This is a genomic window from Deltaproteobacteria bacterium, assembly GCA_029860075.1.
Classification (GTDB): domain Bacteria; phylum Desulfobacterota; class JADFVX01; order JADFVX01; family JADFVX01; genus JAOUBX01.
The window spans coordinates 1-18,599 of the sequence record JAOUBX010000083.1 but is presented as its reverse complement, the minus strand read 5'-3'; the positions used below and the strand labels follow the sequence as shown (position 1 = coordinate 18,599).

19 protein-coding genes and 1 tRNA gene are annotated in these 18,599 nt (G+C 44.4%); 13 read left to right on the top strand and 7 right to left on the bottom strand.

Translation table 11 applies throughout. The annotated features are described in order from the left end of the window. Positions 1-108 precede the first annotated feature (108 nt). From OEV42_18290 to OEV42_18280, 3 genes are all read left to right on the top strand, one after another. Positions 109-519 (top strand): peptidoglycan recognition protein family protein, encoded by a 411-nt coding sequence (locus OEV42_18290; protein MDH3976225.1) that lies wholly within the window; start codon positions 109-111, stop codon positions 517-519. Positions 520-690: 171 nt separating this feature from the next. Continuing rightward, positions 691-1,239, top strand: coding sequence for a class I SAM-dependent methyltransferase (locus OEV42_18285; GenBank protein ID MDH3976224.1), 549 nt, complete (start codon positions 691-693; stop codon positions 1,237-1,239). A gap of 127 nt (positions 1,240-1,366) precedes the next feature. After that, positions 1,367-1,906 (top strand): HD domain-containing protein, encoded by a 540-nt coding sequence (locus tag OEV42_18280; GenBank protein ID MDH3976223.1) that lies wholly within the window; start codon positions 1,367-1,369, stop codon positions 1,904-1,906. A gap of 234 nt (positions 1,907-2,140) precedes the next feature. On the opposite strand, the gene OEV42_18275 is transcribed toward OEV42_18280, so the two are convergent. Continuing rightward, a complete protein-coding gene (locus OEV42_18275; protein MDH3976222.1) occupies positions 2,141-2,866 on the bottom strand; it encodes a TerB family tellurite resistance protein in 726 nt (241 codons plus the stop codon). A 262-nt stretch (positions 2,867-3,128) separates the two neighbouring features. Between OEV42_18275 and OEV42_18270 the strand changes: the two genes are divergently transcribed. Genes OEV42_18270 through OEV42_18260 form a run of 3 tightly spaced genes read left to right on the top strand, consistent with a single transcriptional unit; the run spans position 3,129 to position 5,701 of the window. Then, positions 3,129-4,061: a TIGR01212 family radical SAM protein gene (locus OEV42_18270; protein ID MDH3976221.1), complete on the top strand. Its 933-nt coding sequence runs from the start codon at positions 3,129-3,131 to the stop codon at positions 4,059-4,061. A gap of 12 nt (positions 4,062-4,073) precedes the next feature. Continuing rightward, the gene (locus OEV42_18265) at positions 4,074-4,847 is read left to right on the top strand and encodes a metal ABC transporter ATP-binding protein (protein ID MDH3976220.1); all 774 of its coding nucleotides are present in this window, start codon (positions 4,074-4,076) and stop codon (positions 4,845-4,847) included. Beyond that, the gene (locus OEV42_18260) at positions 4,847-5,701 is read left to right on the top strand and encodes a metal ABC transporter permease (GenBank protein ID MDH3976219.1); all 855 of its coding nucleotides are present in this window, start codon (positions 4,847-4,849) and stop codon (positions 5,699-5,701) included. Before OEV42_18265 ends, OEV42_18260 begins: the two co-directional genes overlap by 1 nt. A gap of 112 nt (positions 5,702-5,813) precedes the next feature. Here the strand turns inward: OEV42_18260 and galE are convergent, their stop codons facing one another. From galE to gmd, 5 genes are all read right to left on the bottom strand, one after another. Then, a complete protein-coding gene (gene galE / locus OEV42_18255; protein MDH3976218.1) occupies positions 5,814-6,809 on the bottom strand; it encodes a UDP-glucose 4-epimerase GalE in 996 nt (331 codons plus the stop codon). A gap of 52 nt (positions 6,810-6,861) precedes the next feature. Continuing rightward, positions 6,862-7,872 (bottom strand): NAD-dependent epimerase, encoded by a 1,011-nt coding sequence (locus OEV42_18250; protein ID MDH3976217.1) that lies wholly within the window; start codon positions 7,870-7,872, stop codon positions 6,862-6,864. Positions 7,873-7,888: 16 nt separating this feature from the next. Continuing rightward, the gene (locus OEV42_18245) at positions 7,889-9,175 is read right to left on the bottom strand and encodes a nucleotide sugar dehydrogenase (protein ID MDH3976216.1); all 1,287 of its coding nucleotides are present in this window, start codon (positions 9,173-9,175) and stop codon (positions 7,889-7,891) included. 277 nt (positions 9,176-9,452) lie between these two features. Then, positions 9,453-10,382 carry a GDP-L-fucose synthase gene (locus OEV42_18240; protein ID MDH3976215.1) on the bottom strand — a complete coding sequence of 310 codons (930 nt, stop codon included), beginning with the start codon at positions 10,380-10,382 and terminating at the stop codon, positions 9,453-9,455. A gap of 21 nt (positions 10,383-10,403) precedes the next feature. After that, the gene (gmd, locus tag OEV42_18235; protein MDH3976214.1) at positions 10,404-11,450 is read right to left on the bottom strand and encodes a GDP-mannose 4,6-dehydratase; all 1,047 of its coding nucleotides are present in this window, start codon (positions 11,448-11,450) and stop codon (positions 10,404-10,406) included. Between the two features lie 208 nt (positions 11,451-11,658). On the opposite strand from gmd, the gene ispE reads away from it, so the two are divergent. The 7 genes from ispE to OEV42_18200 all read left to right on the top strand — a co-directional run bounded on the left by ispE (position 11,659) and on the right by OEV42_18200 (position 17,329). After that, the gene (gene ispE, locus OEV42_18230; protein MDH3976213.1) at positions 11,659-12,513 is read left to right on the top strand and encodes a 4-(cytidine 5'-diphospho)-2-C-methyl-D-erythritol kinase; all 855 of its coding nucleotides are present in this window, start codon (positions 11,659-11,661) and stop codon (positions 12,511-12,513) included. 29 nt (positions 12,514-12,542) lie between these two features. After that, the gene (gene spoVG / locus OEV42_18225) at positions 12,543-12,815 is read left to right on the top strand and encodes a septation regulator SpoVG (GenBank protein MDH3976212.1); all 273 of its coding nucleotides are present in this window, start codon (positions 12,543-12,545) and stop codon (positions 12,813-12,815) included. Positions 12,816-12,897: 82 nt separating this feature from the next. Then, positions 12,898-12,972 (top strand) — tRNA-Gln (locus tag OEV42_18220). Between the two features lie 77 nt (positions 12,973-13,049). After that, positions 13,050-13,988, top strand: coding sequence for a ribose-phosphate pyrophosphokinase (locus OEV42_18215; GenBank protein ID MDH3976211.1), 939 nt, complete (start codon positions 13,050-13,052; stop codon positions 13,986-13,988). Positions 13,989-14,041: 53 nt separating this feature from the next. After that, positions 14,042-14,680, top strand: a complete 639-nt coding sequence (locus OEV42_18210; protein MDH3976210.1) for a 50S ribosomal protein L25 — start codon at positions 14,042-14,044, stop codon at positions 14,678-14,680. Positions 14,681-14,694: 14 nt separating this feature from the next. Next, positions 14,695-15,252: an aminoacyl-tRNA hydrolase gene (pth, locus tag OEV42_18205; GenBank protein ID MDH3976209.1), complete on the top strand. Its 558-nt coding sequence runs from the start codon at positions 14,695-14,697 to the stop codon at positions 15,250-15,252. Between the two features lie 55 nt (positions 15,253-15,307). Next, complete coding sequence (locus OEV42_18200) at positions 15,308-17,329, top strand: sodium-translocating pyrophosphatase (protein ID MDH3976208.1); 2,022 nt, start codon at positions 15,308-15,310, stop codon at positions 17,327-17,329. Positions 17,330-17,595: 266 nt separating this feature from the next. Here OEV42_18200 and OEV42_18195 read toward each other — a convergent pair whose 3' ends face one another. Further along, positions 17,596-18,060 (bottom strand): hypothetical protein, encoded by a 465-nt coding sequence (locus tag OEV42_18195; GenBank protein MDH3976207.1) that lies wholly within the window; start codon positions 18,058-18,060, stop codon positions 17,596-17,598. Positions 18,061-18,599: the final 539 nt, after the last annotated feature.

The window sequence follows — 18,599 nt, the reverse complement described above, 5'->3', positions numbered from 1 at the left end:
GTTTGCAATCCCCATAGAGATAGAGTATAGATGTAACATTAAATCCAGCGGCTAAGTTCAACCTCATTTTATCTGTTAATGCCGCTGGCACTACAGATAAAACGCTAATTGATATATGGAAATATAGAGTTTCTACAAAAAATCCACAATGAAAGACAAGCGAATGATCCTGTTGATGCTATTCCTTACCATTATGTAATAGGAAATGGTAATGGCTTGGGTCTGGGAGAGGTTGCCAGTGATTGGCGTCAGTCATATGACATATGGGGAGCACATGTTTCGGCAAACAACATAGACCGAAATTTTAGAGGAATTGGAATTTGTCTAATTGGTAATTTTGAAGAAGAAGCGCCACCTGCAGAGCAGTATGACTCACTGGTTAAGCTTACAAGGTCACTTATGTCTAAATATGGCATAAGCTTGAAAAATATAACGGGGCACGGTATGACAAAGGGTGAATCAACAAAATGTCCGGGCAGGTATTTTCCAATGCAAGCGTTTTACAGGGATATAGCGTGACATGAATAATTAGAAGTACAGATAAGAAGGACGTTCAACCGGGACATACCTCCGAAGCGCTCGATTTGTGTTTTAACAGCACCAATGGCCCACTGCCGGGGTATGCCGGTTAAGGCCAACGTCAGACCTTGTACAGAATATAAAAAAGACAACAATTCCGGAATAAGAGGAATGGAAAAACATATTTGCCCCTGGTGGTTAGCTTATACCTTTGACAATCCATTAAGGCGTATAATCCATAAGCCGGAAGAAATATTTATTCCTTATCTGCATAAGGGAATGACAGCCATCGACATTGGCTGTGGCATGGGTTATTTCTCAATCGGTATGGCCAAAATTGTCGGTGAAACAGGGAATATCATTTCCGTTGACATTCAACAAAAAATGCTTGATATCTTGACAAAGCGAGCAAAAAAAGCAGGCCTTGCCCACCGCATTACCACTTATTTATGTGAAGAAAATAACATAGGAATAAACGAAAAAGCAGACTTCGCCCTGGCCTTCTGGATGGTACACGAAACACCAGATGAATTTAACTTTCTTAAGCAACTGAAAGCCATAGTAAAGAGCAAAGGCAAGCTTTTGCTGGCTGAGCCCAAATTGCATGTAACGCTTAATGATTTCAAGAAAACTTTATCGATGGCACAAAAATCAGGGTACAAAATAATTGGTTCCCCTAAAATATATTTCAGCCACTCTGCTCTGCTTGAAAAACAATGACAAAATGGTCTAACCAATCAATAAACATGATGCGCAAATTTGCACTTTGCTGAATCGGTTTTGGCAATTTGAACGCAATCAGGCTAAGCCGGGCCTGTGTCCTGGCTTTGCGTTAAGAGAGAGCTCTATGATCATTGAAGAAAAAATCCCGCTGCTGGAAGCTATACTGGCGGAATGGAAAGGAATCATTGGCCATGAGTACAATGGGTATAGAAACCATGTGTACCGAATGATTAATTTCTGTTTTTGCCTTAAGCCCTGTAGCGATGAAGAGAAAGAAAAGATCATCATTGCGGCGGCTTTTCATGATATAGGCATATGGATTGAGGATACTATCGATTACATTCCTTCTTCTATCCCGCCGGCAGTAGAATATCTAAAGAAAAACAACCTTGAGTCCTGGGTGAATGAAATATCTTTGATGATTAGCGAACATCACAAGATAAGAGAATATGCCCATGAAAAGTATCCCCTTGTAGAAATATTCCGAAAAGGAGACCTGGTTGATTTTTCTTTGGGGCTGGTAAAGTTTGGAGTCCCCGGATCCTGTCTGGAGCGTGTTAAAGAGAAATTCCCTAATTCCGGTTTTCATGAGAATCTGGTAAAAAGGGCTGTAAAGTGGTTTTTGAGGCACCCATTAAATCCTGTGCCGATGATGAAATGGTAAGGCATGGCAAAAGCGGCCGCTTTCCGCTTATTGTTGACGCTAAGTCTCAATGAAACAGGCACATGACGAAATTGATTATAGTTGGCGCCGGCTCCGGGATTGGCAAAGAACGCTTAAGAGTCCTTTCTGAAAGAGGATTCATTGCCCCTTTATCCTCTGTAGCGGCTCTCAGGCCAGCCCGGCGTTTTCGAACTTGCCACCAGCCATATTGGGGATCGAATGGACCTCACTATTCTAAAAATCCAGCTTTTCTTTTAAATAGTTATAAGCCTCATTAATCTCTTTCATCTTCTGTTCAGCTAAAGCAAGAAATTCTACCCCTAAATGTTGAACATTATCAGGATGATATTGTTTGACGAGTTTTCGGTAAGACCTTTTGATTTCTGAGGGGTCTGCCGCTTTTGTCAACCCAAGTGAAAGGAAGTACCTGCCGTCAGGCGCATTGTCGTTCTCCGGTTCTTTTTCCGCTTCAGCCTCTTTATACCTGAAGTAGGCGTTGTCATGAACCTCAAATATATTGATGGCCTCTATAATAAGAACTTCCTCTTCCCTGCTGAGATGGCTGTCTTCAACTGCAACAAAAAAGAGAAGTTCTATTACCTCATTCAGAAATAAAGTATTCTCTTTATTTTCCCTTTTTAACCTTTTTGCATGAAATTCAAATGATGAATTGGAATTTTTGGCTTTATTAAATATTGAAATGGCTTCCTGCTGCTCATATTGATTGAGCTTTAGTTCTTCTTTCATATATTGGGTAATAAGACGAATTTCCTCTTTTTTTACAAAACCATCGGCCTTGCAAAGCTTTGCAAGCATGGAAAAAAAATCAGAGAAGGTATTATTTGAAAAAGGGAGCCTTTCATTCCTCTCCTTTTTTTTATTTTCATAATCGGCTGCTAAACTCATTAATAGGATGATTATAAATATGGCGAGAGAAATATTTATCTGAATAGTTTCCATTTGAAATTAAAGGCATCCGGCCAGGAAGATTAAAGGGAGATAATAGTAAAATATTAACAGACAGATTGGCCCTCTACAATTTACGGGGAAAAAACGTTGCCTGAAAGAGGTGCTTTAGGTAAAGGCGCCGTAATATTTACTCTGTGCAAGGCCACTTAGTGTCTGCTCTTGAACTGTTTCGCAAGTTTAACTTGTGAGAAACCCGGGCCCCTGTCCTCAACTTTGTGCTACAATTGCTCAAAAAGGAATATTGACTTGAGTAATGGATTTTAACCACTGGGGCGGCAAGCGCTACAATCCCCTTAATCATCATCTTAAACAACATTTCGGCTGCAAGGTATATCGTGTTTCCATCGATGCCGGTTTTACCTGCCCAAACCGTGACGGCACGGTTGCAACGGGAGGCTGTATCTACTGCTGTGAGCGGGGGGCGGCCTCTATCGGAGCAGAGCGGGCGCTGACTATTCGCGGGCAGGTGAGGGCAGGTATGGAGGTGATGAAGAAGAAAAACAGGGCGGAAAAATTCATTGCCTATTTTCAATCATTTACAAACACTTATGGCGATTTGTCGTTGCTAAAAAAAATGTATGATGAGGCCCTTTCCGTAGAAGGGGTGGCAGGGCTGGCGGTAAGCACCCGCCCCGATACCCTGCCTGAAGAAATTGTTGACCTCCTTGCCGGCTACCATAATAAAACCTATCTCTGGGTAGAGCTTGGTCTCCAGAGCATTCATGACAAAAGTCTCGAAACCATAAACAGGGGCCATGATTATGCCGCTTTTTTTGATGCCTATAGCCGTCTCAGGAAAATGGACCTCAATATCTGTCTCCATGCTATTTTGGGGCTGCCCGGTGAGTCGAAAAGTGATATGATTGAGACCGCTCAAGGGATAGGCGAGCTTGAAGCGGGTGGAATAAAGCTCCATCTCATGCATGCCCTCAAAGGGACGGAGCTTGCGGGCATGTACGGGCGGGGCGAGTGGAGCCCCATGGCGATGGATGAGTATATCAGTCTCGTTTGTGATGTGTTGGAGAGGATTTCTCCCCATACCATTATTCACCGCCTTACAGGTGATCCGCTTCGTGGTTATCTGCTGGCTCCCGAATGGTCCATTAAAAAGTGGGAAGTGCTTAACGGCATAGACAGGGAGCTGCTAAGGAGAGAGAGTTTTCAGGGAAAGAGATATGGGGGCTAATAGTGTTTGCTGATGTCTGATCAATGTTCACATGCCATAACGATAGAGAACCTTAACGTTAAAGTGGGTGATGCCCTTTTGCTCGATGACGTTAATGTGACGATCCACTGTTGTGAGACAACGGCAATTATTGGGCCAAACGGGGCGGGGAAGACGACACTTCTTTCAGCCATGATGGGACTTATCCCTTACAGGGGGAAAATTGATTTCTGTATGAACCGTGAGCATGGGGGAGGGAAACCGGTCATCGCTTACGTTCCCCAGAGGCTTGATTTTGACAGGGGTATGCCTGTGACTGTACTCGATTATCTCTGTCTTGCAAGGCAGAAAAAACCTCTCTGGCTGGGCGCTAATAAGGAACTGAAAGAAAAATCACTTAAAAGCCTTGAACGTGTAGGGGCTTCGAAACTCGCCCACAGGCCGCTGGGTAAACTTTCGGGTGGTGAATTGCAGCGCGTTCTTCTGGGCCTTGCCATTATGGATAATCCCGATATTCTTCTTCTTGATGAACCTGTCTCCGGTGTGGATATGGCCGGTGGTGAGCTTTTTTGCGACCTCATCGATGAGCTGCACCATGAACGTAAGTTTACCCTTGTTCTTGTCAGCCATGATCTGTCTGTTGTAACGAGCCATGCAGATAATGTGATCTGCATCAACAAAACGGTCCAATGCCAGGGGAGGACGGTGGAGGTTCTCACTGATGAGACTATTTCAAAGGTCTATGGTCTCCATATGGGCCTTTACGACCATAACAGCTGTTCACATCATCATGGAGAGAAACAGTAGTGGAAGCCGTTTTTAATATTATCTACAATTTTATGGGAATCCTTTTCCCTTTTGACTGGCTCTCTCATGATTTTATGAAGCGGGCCCTTCTGGCGACACTCTTCGTTGCTCCGGCTGCGGCGGCTATGGGAATACATGTTGTTAATTTCAGGATGTCTTTTTACTCCGACGCTATCAGCCACTCGGCTTTTACCGGCGTCGCTCTCGGTATTCTTGCAGGCATAGACCCTGTTGTTACCATGGTCTTTTTCGGCCTTTTTGTGGGAAGTATTATTGTAAAGGTACGGAAAAAAACAGACCTTTCCGTTGATACCATTATCGGTGTCGCTTTTTCTACATCCGTTGCTCTCGGTATTGTTATTATCAGTGCAAAAAGGGGGTTAACAAGAAACCTGCACAGTTTTATTTATGGCGATGTGCTGGCCGTTTCGGAAGGGGAAATTGTTCTTATGGCCCTCCTTGCTTTGGCTGTTCTCCTTTTTGCCGTTTACCTTTACAACCATCTTATCCTCATGGCAATTAACGGAGAAGTGGCCAAAACGAAGGGGGTTCCTACAACGCTTTACGAGTATATATTTTCCATCCTTCTTGCCCTTGTTGTCTGCCTCTGCATCAGGGTGGTCGGCATTCTTCTCGTTACGGCCCTCATTATTGTTCCTGCTGCCGTGGGCAGAATCCTTTCAAAAAATGTGGCAAGCCTTTTCTGGTATTCAATGGCAGCGGCCCTGCTTGCCTCTGTTACGGGACTTGTCATTTCCTATTATTGGGATACGGCCACTGGCGCAACGATGGTGCTTGTTTGTGCCGTCCTCTTTTTTCTCTCTCAAGTGATTGCGATTTTTCAGAAAAGCTGAAAAGCGGCTTGTCCTTTTAAAAAAAATACATTTGAGTGAAAAAGATGATGAAAAGAGAAGAGGGAAGAGTCTTTCTAGGCTGGAAAGGGTCGCTGGACCATGGTCTCCGGATTTATGCCTCTTGAGCAGATTTTTTTGCCTGAAACTTTTTTTCCCAGTTAAAGGCTGATTCGACGATCCTTGTCAGGTCATTATAGCGGGGTGTCCACGCCAGCACATCCCTGATTTTTTGATTGGAAGCAACCAGTTGATGGGGATCTCCTGCCCGCCTTCGTCCTTCCTTAACTTCAAAGTCGACAGCTGAAACTTTTTTTACCGTATTGAGAACCTCCCTGACGCTGTAACCGTGACCATAACCGCAATTAAGAATCCGGGAAGTTCCCCCTTTTTTCAGATAATCAAGCGCTGCTACATGGGCTGAAGCAAGATCTTCAATATGAATATAGTCCCTTATTCCCGTTCCGTCGGGAGTGTCATAATCAGTTCCGAAAATAGTAACGCTCTCCCTTTTGCCGAGAGCGGTTTCACAGGCGACCTTAATGAGATGCGTCGCTTCAGGTGTTGCCTGGCCGATTCTCCCTTCCGGGTCTGCACCTGCCACATTAAAATACCTGAGAATAACGTAATTCAAAGGAGTCACTGCGGCAAGATCCATTAGCATCTGCTCACTCATCCTCTTTGATGAACCGTAAGGATTGATAGGAGCTAAAGGGGATTCTTCGGAGACAATGCCACCTTCAGGCATGCCGTAGACTGCTGCCGTAGAGGAAAAAATGAAGTTTTTTATGCCCTGTTTCCGGCATGCTTCAAGCAGATAGAGTGTATTGCAGGTATTGTTAAGGTAGTATTTTGTGGGATTTTCTACCGATTCAGGTACGACGATATGAGCTGCAAAGTGAAGAACGCCTTCAAATCGGTGCTTTTCCATGAGCTTGTCAAGGCCTTCCCTGTCTTCGAGATTGCCCACAATAAGTTCACCGGAAAGAACGGCCCAGTCGTGACCGGTTGAAAGATTATCATAGACGACAATATCATGACCGGCTTCGCCCAATTGCCTTACAACATGACTGCCGATATACCCTGCTCCGCCTGTGACCAGCAGTTTCACATTAACTCTCCCCGGGGATTAATTGCTTAATAAAATGAGATAAAAGGAAATATTAAAGTCCGTAGTATTCCCTGTACCATTTGATAAAGTTGCCAATCCCTTCTTCTATCGGTGTTGCCGGTTTAAAGCCCACATCATTTATAAGATCATCGACATTGGCGTAGGTTGCAGGCACATCTCCCGGCTGAATGGGCATAAGGTTCTTTTCTGCTTTCATTCCTAATGCATCCTCTATTGTTTCAATGAAGTGCATCAGTTCGACAGGATTGTTATTACCTATGTTGTAAATTTTGTAGGGGGCATAACTTGTGCCCGGGTCCGGTTGGTCTCCACTCCACCGGGGGTTGGGCTCAGGTTTTTTGTCAATAACCCTGATGACCCCTTCTGCAATATCCTCAATATAGGTAAAGTCGCGTTTCATTTTGCCGTGATTAAATACATCGATCGGTTTCCCCTCCAGAATGGCCTTGGTAAAAAGGAAAAGCGCCATGTCAGGTCTGCCCCAGGGACCGTATACGGTAAAAAATCTTAAACCTGTCGTGGGCAGCTTGTAAAGGTGAGAGTAAGTATGGGCCATGAGTTCATTGGACTTTTTGCTGGCTGCATAAAGAGATACGGGATGGTCCACATTGTGATGAACAGAAAAAGGCATCTTTGTGTTGGCGCCGTAGACCGATGAAGAAGAAGCGTAGACCAGGTGCCCCACTGCGGAATGTCTGCAGCCTTCGAGGATATTAATAAATCCTGAAATGTTACTTTCTATGTAGGCATAGGGATTTACAAGGGAATATCTGACACCGGCCTGGGCGGCAAGATTGACGACAACGTCAAACCTGTTATCTGCAAAGAGTTTTGCCATGGCGTCTTTGTCTTCAAGGTTTATGTTTAAAGAACTGAAATTTGCGTCTCCTTCCAGCCTTGCCAGTCTTGCTTTCTTCAGATTTACATCATAGTAATCATTGAGGTTGTCAAGACCTGTTACAACGTCGCCCCTGTCGAGAAGCCGCCTTGACAGGTGGGAGCCTATGAAACCTGCCGCACCGGTAACCAATATTTTTTTCATCTACATATTCTCCTAATTACAAGCGCCATACCCTGACGCCTGCTTTTTCCAGGTTATCCCTGTCATAAAGGGATTTGACGTCAATAAAGACCGGTTTTTCGTTCATCAGCTTAAGAAGGTCTTTAGTGGACAGCTCTTTGAATTCCTTATGTGCAACTGCTGCTATGAGGGCATCAGCCGGCTTGAGCTTTTCCATCGGTGTAAGCTTAATGCCATACTCCTCCTCGGCCTCTTCCGGTTCTGCCAGTGGATCACATACCTGGACATGGGCCCCGAAATCCTCCATTTCCCTGATAATATCCGTTACCCTTGTATTTCGTAAATCAGGGCAGTCCTCTTTAAATGTCAGGCCCATAACCGTTACCGTGCTGTCAAGAATGGTATGGCCATTGTGAATCATCTCTTTAACCGTTTTGCCGGCAATAAATTCACCCATGCCGTCATTGATGCGCCGCCCTGCGAGTATAACCTGTGGAATATATCCTGTTTTTTCAGCCTTGTAGGTAAGGTAGTAAGGATCTACACCGATACAATGACCGCCTACGAGGCCCGGTCTGAATTTGAGAAAGTTCCACTTTGTGCCTGCCGCTGCAAGCACGCTTGCCGTATCAATATCCATTTTGTCAAAAATAAGGGATAGTTCATTCATAAGGGCAATGTTGAGATCCCTCTGGGTGTTTTCAATGACCTTTGCCGCTTCCGCTACTTTGATGCTCTCGGCAGGGTAAACGCCTGCCGTTACAACGGAGCCGTACACGTCTGCTACAATCTCAAGGGTTTCCTTGTCCTGTCCGGAAACAACTTTCATGATTTTTGTAAAGGTATGCTCCTTGTCTCCCGGATTAATCCTTTCGGGGCTGTAACCAACCTTAAAGTCGGGGCCGCATTTAAGGCCTGATACCTTTTCAAGGATGGGAACACACTCTTCTTCCGTCACACCGGGATAGACCGTCGATTCGTATACAATTATATCTCCTGATTTAATCGCCTTTCCGACAGTTTCTGAGGCCTTGACAACAGGAGTCAGGTCAGGACGTTTGGCGTCATCCAGTGGAGTCGGTACTGCTACGATATGAAAATCCGCTTCTTTCAGTTTTTCAGTGCTGTCAGTGTATAATATATCCGCTTCTTTCAGATCATCAGGTTCAACTTCCCCTGTCCTGTCGAAACCATCAATCAGTTCTTTTATACGAAGAGAGTTGATGTCGAAGCCAATGGTCTTTCTCTTCTTCCCAAAGGCGACAGCAACGGGCAAACCGACATAGCCCAATCCGATGACAGAAACAATCCGTTCTTTTTCCATAGGTTAGGTTCCCTTTTTAAATAATATCAAAAAATAAAAACTATTATTTCGTTATTTATGACATTTTAATCGTTTTAAGTGATTGGTCAAGCGTATGGCAAATGCGAAATTCTATTCATCAAATTGATATAATAGCGCTAATTTTAACCGAGGGATATCAAGTATAGTCAAAGATGATTAAACAAGTCAATGGCAAATAAATAGCTGGAAATGCGGGAAAATGTTTATCTCCTGATTTTAGCGGCAGCAAGTTCTGAAATAAAGAGGGGGTAATGTTTTAATTGCAGTTTTGCCTGTACCAATCGTAGGTTGATTTGATTCCTTCTTTAAGAGGGATTTTTGCTTGCCATCCCAGTGATGAAATGTATGAATTATCGAGGAGTTTTTTAGGTGTTCCATCCGGTTTGGCGCTGTCAAAAATAAGGTTTCCCTGAAAGCCTGTTATATTTTTTACAAGTTGGGCAAGTTCCCTGATCGAAATATCACTCCCTGTTCCTACATTAATAATTTTTTCCGATTCATAGTTTTTCATCAGGAAAAGCAATGCATCAGCAAGATCATCTACGTGGAGAAATTCGCGCCGTGGATTGCCTGTTCCCCAAATGGTTACTTCTTTGGCCCCTTTTTCAACTGCTTCATGAAACTTCCTCATTAAAGCGGGAAGCACATGAGAAGTTTCAAGGTCAAAATTATCACCGGGTCCATAGAGGTTTGTCGGCATAACACTAATTGCATTGAATCCGTATTGTTTTCTGTAGGCCTGACACATTTTAATTCCGGCTATTTTTGCAATAGCATACCATTCATTTGTTGGTTCAAGAGGGCCGGAAAGAAGACTTGATTCCTTAAGCGGTTGAGGTGCATGTTTCGGGTAGATGCAGGAAGATCCCGGAAAAAGGAGTTTTTTTACATTATTTTTATAGGCTGATTCGATAACGTTGTTTTGAATTAACAGGTTGTCACGAATAAAATCAGCCGGATATGAGTTGTTTGCCAGTATTCCCCCGACTTTGGCTGCAGCGAGAAATACATAGTCAGGCTTTTCTTTCCTGAAAAAGTATTCAACGTCACCTTGACGTGTCAGGTCTGTTTTTTTGCGCTCGCCAAAGAGGAGGTTTTTATAACCTTCCGACTGAAGCTTTCGCACAATAGCTGAGCCCACAAGTCCCTTATGGCCTGCAATATATATTTTAGCTTTTTTTTCCAATATCAAGGCCTGACGATAAATTTACTCGTGATTTCTTCTGCCGCTAAAAAGGTGCCCCGCGTCTTTCAGTGTTTTTTCCTGGGATGCCAGTTCAAAATCGTGCGCTACCATCATTTCGACAAGCCCGTCAATGTTTACTTTCGGCGACCATCCTAATTTTTCCTTCGCTTTTGATGGGTCTCCAAGGAGCAGATCGACTTCCGTGGGCCTGAAATATCGTGGGTCGATTTCCACGTACTCCTGCCAGTCAAGATCGAGTTTCTTAAAGACTTTTTCAACAAATTCCCTTACAGAACAGGTTTTGCCTGTGGCAACGACATAATCGTCAGGCTCTTGCTGCTGCATCATAAGCCACATGGCTTCTACATAGTCTCCTGCAAATCCCCAGTCTCTTTTGGCTTCCAGGTTTCCCAGATAGAGTTTATCCTGGAGGCCCAGCCTGATTCTGCTTGCAGCCCTTGTTATTTTCCTTGTTACAAATGTTTCTCCTCTTCTTGGAGACTCATGGTTAAAAAGGATACCGTTAACGGCAAATAACTTGTATGCCTCGCGATAGTTTATCGTTTGCCAGTAGCCGAAAACCTTGGCTACGCCATAGGGGCTTCTGGGGTAAAAGGGAGTCGATTCTTTTTGCGGCGTTTCGGCAACCTTGCCAAACATCTCTGATGAACAGGCCTGGTAAAACCTTACATCATGACCTGTGCGGTCACGGTAATCACGAATGGCTTCAAGAAGTCTCAAGGCGCCTATGGCGTCAATGTCAGCCGTATATTCCGGTTCTTCAAAGGAGACTTTTACGTGAGACTGGGCTCCCAGGTTGTAAACTTCATCGGGCATGACCTCTTCCACGATTCTTCTGAGGCCTGTACCGTCCGACAGGTCTCCGTAGTGGAGGAAAAGTTTTGTCCCGGCTTTGTGAGGGTCCTGGTAAAGATGGTCTATCCTGTCTGTATTAAAGGATGACGACCTTCTTATGATGCCGTGAACTTCGTATCCTTTGTCAATGAGCAGTTCGGAAAGGTAAGACCCGTCTTGCCCCGTTACACCTGAGATTAATGCCTTTTTCATGGGTCTTTTTATGTCTCCTCTGTTAAATAATTCACAATCGGTTCGGATAAGTTTAAATAAAAAACGATAGCATAAGTCAAAGAGATCTGTCGACAATTAATTAGTTGACGTAATGTTCCAGATGATCAAAAAAAGGGAACTTTTTATTGCCTAACGGGATAACTGCAAATATAATGATAAAATTCCAGTAACAAAGTGAATATACCCTATGAACAGCATTGCTTTTTTATCACCGGCAAAAGTCAATTTGAGTCTTCATGTTGTGGCAAAGCGCCCCGACGGCTATCATGAGTTAAGTATGATCATGGCGAGGGTATCGCTTTACGACGAAGTGAGGCTGACTCTTAAGGATGAAGGGATTAGTCTCACTTGTGATGATCCTTCCGTGCCGGCAGGTGAAGAGAATATTGCCTGGCAGGCAGCTTCTCTCCTCATTGAGGAGAAAAAACTGAAAACAGGCATACATATTGATATCAGAAAAAAAATACCTATGGGGGGAGGGCTTGGCGGAGGAAGCAGTAATGCCGCATCGGTTCTCATGGGGTTAAACAGCCTGACGGGGGAAAAAGCAGAAACAGGAGAGCTTGTAAAAATGGGACTTAGCCTGGGGGCTGACGTTCCTTTTTTTATTTTTCAAAAACCTGCCCTTGCAGAGGGCGTCGGTGAGAAACTGGTGGCTGTTGAAGGCTTTCCCACTCTATGGCTCATTCTTATAAATCCGGGGATCCATGTCCCAACGGGAGAGATATTCAGTCAACTTAATTTAGTGTTGACAAAAGAGGGTAAAAACCTTAATATTACGAGGTTTAATCACAATCTTTCAACGGTTCGTTCCAATATGATAAACGACCTTGAAAATGTTACATTTGAAATCTATCCTGAAGTCCGGGAGGCAAAGCGTCTTTTATTAAGATATGGAGCCATGGCAGCATTAATGTCAGGCAGCGGTTCCACCGTTTTTGGTCTCTATAAAAATAGGAGTAAGGCAGAAAGTTCCCTTGCTGCCATGGGGGGGGATGTCGTTGCTAGGGGCTGGTCCTCATTTTTGGTTAACAGCCTCTGAATCAATCACAACGTTAGGAGGGTTGGCAGATGGATGTAACAGAGGTAAAGGTTTTTCCCGTAAGTAAAGATGATGAGAGATTAAAGGCATTTGCAACAATTACCTTTGACGACTGTTTTATCGTCAGGGACCTCAAGATTATTGATGGGAATGAGGGGCTTTTTGTCGCTATGCCGAGCAAGAAGAGAAAAGACGGGCAGTACAAGGACATAGCCCATCCGCTAAACAACAACATGAGGGAAGTAATAGAGTCTGCCGTTTTAAACGAATATAAAGAAGAACTGGTCAGGGCTACCGTTTAAGCAAATCGGAAGGTTAGCTGCATATAAAACAGGTATGGAATTGTTTCAGCTCTTTCTTTCTGTCCTGTTTTTCTTTTTTTACTGGGGCGTCGCCAAGTGGTAAGGCACCGGATTTTGATTCCGGCATTCGGAGGTTCGAACCCTCCCGCCCCAGCCACTTCTTTGAGGCCAGGGGCAGGCTTTTTATCATCAAAAAAATCAAAACAGAAAGAAGTGTAAAAAAGAATCATCATGCTGGATAAAATCAAAATATTTTCCGGAAATTCCAATAAATTACTGGCCCAGGAGCTTTGCAGCTATCTTAATGTTCCCATCGGCCAGGCACAGGTAAAGACCTTCAGTGATGGCGAGGTGTCGGTAGAAATACTGGAAAATATCAGGGGTAAGCATGTCTTCCTCATTCAGTCGACCTGTTCGCCGGTCAACCAGAACCTGGTGGAACTTCTCATTATGATCGACGCCATGAAGAGGGCCTCTGCCGGTAATATTACGGCCGTTATCCCCTATTATGGTTATGCCCGGCAAGACAGAAAAGCCGCCCCCAGAACGCCTATTACGGCAAAACTTGTAGCCGATCTGATAAATGCGGCAGGAGCGACGAGGGTCCTTTCGATGGACCTCCATGCCGGACAGATCCAGGGTTTTTTTAATATTCCCGTCGATCATATTTACGCTATGCCCGTTGCGCTCAAGTACATTAAAGAGAAAATGGGTGACGATATCGTTGTCGTTTCACCTGATGCAGGCGGTGTTGAAAGGGCAAGGGCTTACGCAAAAAGACTGGGTGCAACACTTGCCATTATCGATAAAAGAAGAACGGCTCCCAATGTGGCTGAAGTGATGCATATTATAGGTGATGTGGAAGGCAAGGTTGCCCTTATAGTTGATGATATGGTTGATACGGCAGGAACACTGACTCATGCAGCAAAAGCCCTGGCTGAAAATGGCGCTAAAACGGTATGTGCTTCATGTACCCATGCTGTTCTTTCCGGTCCGGCCATTGAGAGGATTAAAACCTCTCACATTGAAGAGATGGTCGTAACCAATTCTATTCCGCTTACTAAAGAGGGACAAAAATGTGAAAAGATTACCGTTTTGTCCGTTGCATCGCTTCTGGGGGAAGCCATAAGGAGAATCCACTCCGATGATTCGGTAAGTTCTCTTTTTGTTTGATAAAATTAAATACAAAATCGACTCAAATAGCAATAGATTAAGGAGAGTAAAAAGTGAAACAGCAAGATTTAAGCGTTAAAGTGAGAGAAAACAGCGGAAAGGGCGCTGCAAGAAGAATTCGTTTGACGGGCAACTTTCCTGCCGTTTTTTATGGAAGCAAGTCGGAGCCTTTCAATCTCGAGGTTCCTTCCAAAGAATTTGGCCGTATCCTTGATAGCGAAACGGGACAGAGCACTCTCTTAAACCTCACCTTTGAAGACGGAAAAACAAAAGAAAGAATGGCAATCATAAAAGATGTACAGATAGACCCTGTCTCTGAACAGCTTATTCATGCTGATTTCCAGGAGCTTTTAATGGATCAGAAGATGAGTGCAACTATCCCCGTAAAGCTCACAGGAAAAGCGATGGGAGTTGAGCTTGGCGGGACACTCCAGCCAATCAGGAGGGAACTTACCGTGAGTTGCCTGCCGAAAGACCTTCCCAATCTAATCGAGGTTGATGTAACAGAACTTGGAATCGGTCAGTCTGTCCACATTGATGACATAGAACTGCCTGCAGGGGTAGAGGTTCCTCACGATGTCAACTTCACTGTTGTTGTTGTCCTTGGCAAAAGAGGGGTTGAAGAAGAGGCAGTGGAAGGGGAAGGCGCTGAGGAAGCTGCTGAAGAGGCCGCTGAAGAGGCTACTGAATAAAAAGGTCCTGATTCATGAAGCTGGTAGTCGGTCTGGGAAATCCGGGAGAGAAGTACATTGCTACCAGGCATAATGCAGGATTTATGGTTGTTGATGCCCTTGCCAAAAGGTATGACATCGGTATCGATAAAGTAAAAAACAAGAGTCTGACGGGCAAAGGCATTATTGCCGGAGATCAGGTAATAATAGCAAAACCCCAGACCTTTATGAATCTGAGTGGAGAGGCTGTAAAGCCTCTTTTCTCGTATATTGACATCAATGCAGAAGATGTTATAGTTATTCATGATGATCTTGATCTCGATTTTGGGAGGATCAAGATTAAGTCGGGTGGCGGACACGGAGGTCATAACGGTATAAGATCAATTATATCTCACCTTGGTAAGAAAGACTTCATCAGGGTAAGGGTCGGTATCGGAAAGCCCCCCCCTCGCTGGAATGTCTCAAATTATGTGCTAAGCCCTTTTGCTGCCGATGAGAGAGAAGAACTCCATCACATCCTTGAAAAATCGGCAGATGCCGCCGAAGCTATCATAGCTGATGGATCTTTGACGGCAATGAACAGATTTAATTAAGAATTTATTTTTTAATATATTAAATTTTTTATTTAAGGAGGCAAAAAAAAAGAAAATGGGAAACTTACTAACATTAGCACCTGTAATTGCCGTGGTCGGACTCGTTCTGGCAGGAATTATTTACGGGGGACTGAAGAAACAGTCCGAAGGTAATGAAACAATGAAGGAGATCGCCACGCTCATCCATGATGGCGCAATGGTCTACCTTAAAAGACAATATACGATCCTTATTGCATTCGTTATTGTTGTGGCGCTTCTTCTCGCCGCATTTATTAATATCAACACTTCCATCGCTTATATTTTTGGCGCCGTCTCGTCCATGGTTGCCGGATTCTTTGGTATGAAGGCGGCAACGAGAGCAAACGTGAGAACTGCTGAAGCGGCAAACCTTAACAAGCCTTCATCGGCAAAGGCCCTTGCAACGGCCTTTTTCGGCGGTTCCGTTATGGGTCTTTCCGTAGCATCACTGGGGCTTCTCGGTGTCGGTGTTCTTTTTATCATTTTTGGCAAGCCTGAAACAGCGGCTGTCATTAACGGTTTTGCCATGGGGGCTTCAACGATAGCGCTCTTTGCCAGGGTTGGTGGAGGTATCTACACTAAGACAGCTGACGTCGGTGCAGACCTGGTCGGTAAGGTAGAAGCAGGTATTCCTGAAGACGATCCGAGAAATCCCGGTGTTATTGCCGATAACGTTGGTGATAACGTTGGTGATGTAGCCGGTCTTGGTGCTGATATTTTCGAATCCTATGTTGGGTCTATTATTGCGACTATTGCCATTGGTGCGACGGCTGCGGCGGGATCAAAGGTTGCTTCTCTCGGGTCGACTGAGGCGCTTATGGGCCTCCCCATCCTGCTCACCATGCTTGGCCTTGTTGCATCCATCATCGGCATCGGGGCAATGAAGCTTCTTGAGAACTCAGATCCTGCATCAGCCCTGAGAAATTCAACCATCGTTGCTCTCGTCCTCTTTCTGGTCTTTGCCTTTTTCGGCGTCAAGATGGCAGGCATTGGTTTTGGCGCTTACGTAGCTGTTCTCGTTGGCGCCATTGGTGGCTTCCTTATCGGTCTTATTACAGAATACTATACGGCAGCAGGGCCGGTAAGAAGAATTGCCGAGGCAAGTGAAACAGGCCCGGCTACGAACATTATTACCGGTCTTGCCGTAGGCCTTGAGAGCTGTGTCATTCCTGTTGTTATCATCTGTATCGCTATTTTGATTTCAAACCACTTTGCCAGTATCTATGGAATCGGTATTGCCGCTGTCGGTATGCTTGCCACAACAGGCCTTATCATGAGTGTTGACGCTTACGGACCGATTGCAGATAATGCAGGTGGTATTACGGAAATGAGTGGTCTTGGAGAGGACGTTCGCAAGATCACAGACAACCTTGATGCTATCGGTAATACGACGGCAGCCATTGGTAAAGGTTTTGCTATCGGCTCTGCCGCACTGACGGCCCTTGCCATGTTTACTGCATACGGTCAGGCTATTCGGGCCAAAACGGGTGAACCTTTTGAGGTTATTGTAACGGATCCCCTCGTTGTTATCGGTTTGCTCATTGGTGGTACCCTTCCTTTCTTAATTGGCGCCCTAACCATGACTTCAGTTGGTAAGGCAGCTTTTAAAATGGTTAATGAAATCAGAAGGCAGTTCAGGGAAATCCCCGGCCTTCTCGACGGTAAGGAAGGTGTAAAACCGGATGTGAAGAAGTGTATTGATATTTCTACCAGCGCCGCTCTGTATGAAATGATAGCTCCCGGGGTAATTGCTGTAGCTGCCCCTGTTATTGTGGGCTTCGTTTTTGGGCCGACGGCGCTTGGCGGAATGCTGGCAGGAGCAACGGTAACCGGTGTGCTTCTTGCTCTCTTCATGGCTAATGCCGGTGGCGCCTGGGATAATGCAAAGAAGCATATCGAGCAGGGCCATCATGGAGGAAAAAATTCAGAAGCTCATAAAGCGGCTGTTGTCGGTGATACGGTAGGCGATCCATTCAAGGATACTTCCGGCCCTGCCATGAATATTCTTATCAAGCTTATGTCTGTCGTGTCCCTTGTTTTGGCGCCGCTCTTTGTCTAAACCTTGATTTGAAATATTCTATCTGCTGTTGCAGGAGGGGGCAGGTCATTTGACCTGCCCCTTTTTAATTATTGTAAGGGCATATAAAGCTGGAAAGGGGAGATATATGCTTTCCTGCGCCGGCTCTTCATGGCGCTTCCAGAAAATCCCCGCTGATCCTGCCGGTGAAGCTATGGTTTTTGAAAACATTGTGAAACCAATGCAGTGCTCTATAAGTTCATGCCCGGTTGCCGATTCGAGGTTGAAAGTTTTCTGTTCTTCAAAAATTATTTCATTATCTCTTCAGGCAAAACCGAATTTCTGATGTTCTCTTCCGTCAATTCTTCAATGGAACTTAACCTTTTTACCATAAGTTGTCCCTCTTTAAGTGATCCCTCAAAGAGTAATTTTATCTCCTTATTGAAATCCGGATTATTGTCTGCTTCAATTCTCAAAATTTGCAGCTGGTTTAATAGGTTGTTAAGGATATGTTGAGTGGAACGAACTGTAGCGAAGTAAATACGTTCTTTCTCCTCTTCTTTCTTTAGCAGTTTTTTCGTCTGATAGTCGGCATAAATGCCGAAAGAAAGAAAGAGTATGATGATAATAATCCTCATCCAGAGTTCATTGAATTCGGAGGGAATTAATTCAAAACCAGCTTCCAGAAAAATGCGCCAGTGAATAACTGATTCGATAATCCAGTAGAAAAGAGAGATAAGTAAAGCTGTTAATGTATAGTTCGTTTTTTTCATAAGATGACAGTGGGAATGTCTTAAATAAGCCGGCACGCTTTAGTGCGAATTGTAAGCAATGTTTATGCCGATACTTGATTTTTTTAAGCTTGCCTGCCCATTTTTAAATTTAAAAAAATGAATAATGGCCGGACCCTGTTCGGTTACAGCTTCAAAAGGTCCCAAAGCCATGGAAAACCGGCAACCATTACAGAGTTGGTGAAAAAGTCCATAACAAGCTCCTTTTCGTTGGTCTTGGTGAATACATTAGTTTAGAGGAATATTTACTCATTATGACAAGCGTTGAGTTTGTGTAAATTATTTGATCTCTTGAACAGACCTTTTGAAAAGGGGAGACATCATTCCATTGGCAGTCAGGCTTTAATTAATCTTTGAAATCCCCGTCCTTTGTGCGTGGTTAGAGTTAAAAGGGTATGCCATAATAATTTTACTTTTCTTTTGCTGGATTTATGCCCCTTGAGGGTACAAAGAAAAGTAACAAAAGAAAGGCCGCCCTAAAACCTGGTCCCGCCAAGGCGGGACTCCCCTCCTTCCACCGT

Coding starts and splice junctions, on each gene's coding strand:
- OEV42_18250 (MDH3976217.1), bottom strand. CDS start 7,872: ATGAAAAAAATATTGGTTACCGGTGCGGCAGGTTTCATAGGCTCCCAC.
- OEV42_18270 (MDH3976221.1), top strand. CDS start 3,129: ATGGATTTTAACCACTGGGGCGGCAAGCGCTACAATCCCCTTAATCAT.
- ispE (MDH3976213.1), top strand. CDS start 11,659: ATGAACAGCATTGCTTTTTTATCACCGGCAAAAGTCAATTTGAGTCTT.
- OEV42_18195 (MDH3976207.1), bottom strand. CDS start 18,060: ATGAAAAAAACGAACTATACATTAACAGCTTTACTTATCTCTCTTTTC.
- OEV42_18265 (MDH3976220.1), top strand. CDS start 4,074: ATGTCTGATCAATGTTCACATGCCATAACGATAGAGAACCTTAACGTT.
- OEV42_18245 (MDH3976216.1), bottom strand. CDS start 9,175: ATGGAAAAAGAACGGATTGTTTCTGTCATCGGATTGGGCTATGTCGGT.
- gmd (MDH3976214.1), bottom strand. CDS start 11,450: ATGAAAAAGGCATTAATCTCAGGTGTAACGGGGCAAGACGGGTCTTAC.
- OEV42_18275 (MDH3976222.1), bottom strand. CDS start 2,866: ATGGAAACTATTCAGATAAATATTTCTCTCGCCATATTTATAATCATC.
- pth (MDH3976209.1), top strand. CDS start 14,695: ATGAAGCTGGTAGTCGGTCTGGGAAATCCGGGAGAGAAGTACATTGCT.
- OEV42_18280 (MDH3976223.1), top strand. CDS start 1,367: ATGATCATTGAAGAAAAAATCCCGCTGCTGGAAGCTATACTGGCGGAA.
- OEV42_18200 (MDH3976208.1), top strand. CDS start 15,308: ATGGGAAACTTACTAACATTAGCACCTGTAATTGCCGTGGTCGGACTC.
- spoVG (MDH3976212.1), top strand. CDS start 12,543: ATGGATGTAACAGAGGTAAAGGTTTTTCCCGTAAGTAAAGATGATGAG.
- OEV42_18285 (MDH3976224.1), top strand. CDS start 691: ATGGAAAAACATATTTGCCCCTGGTGGTTAGCTTATACCTTTGACAAT.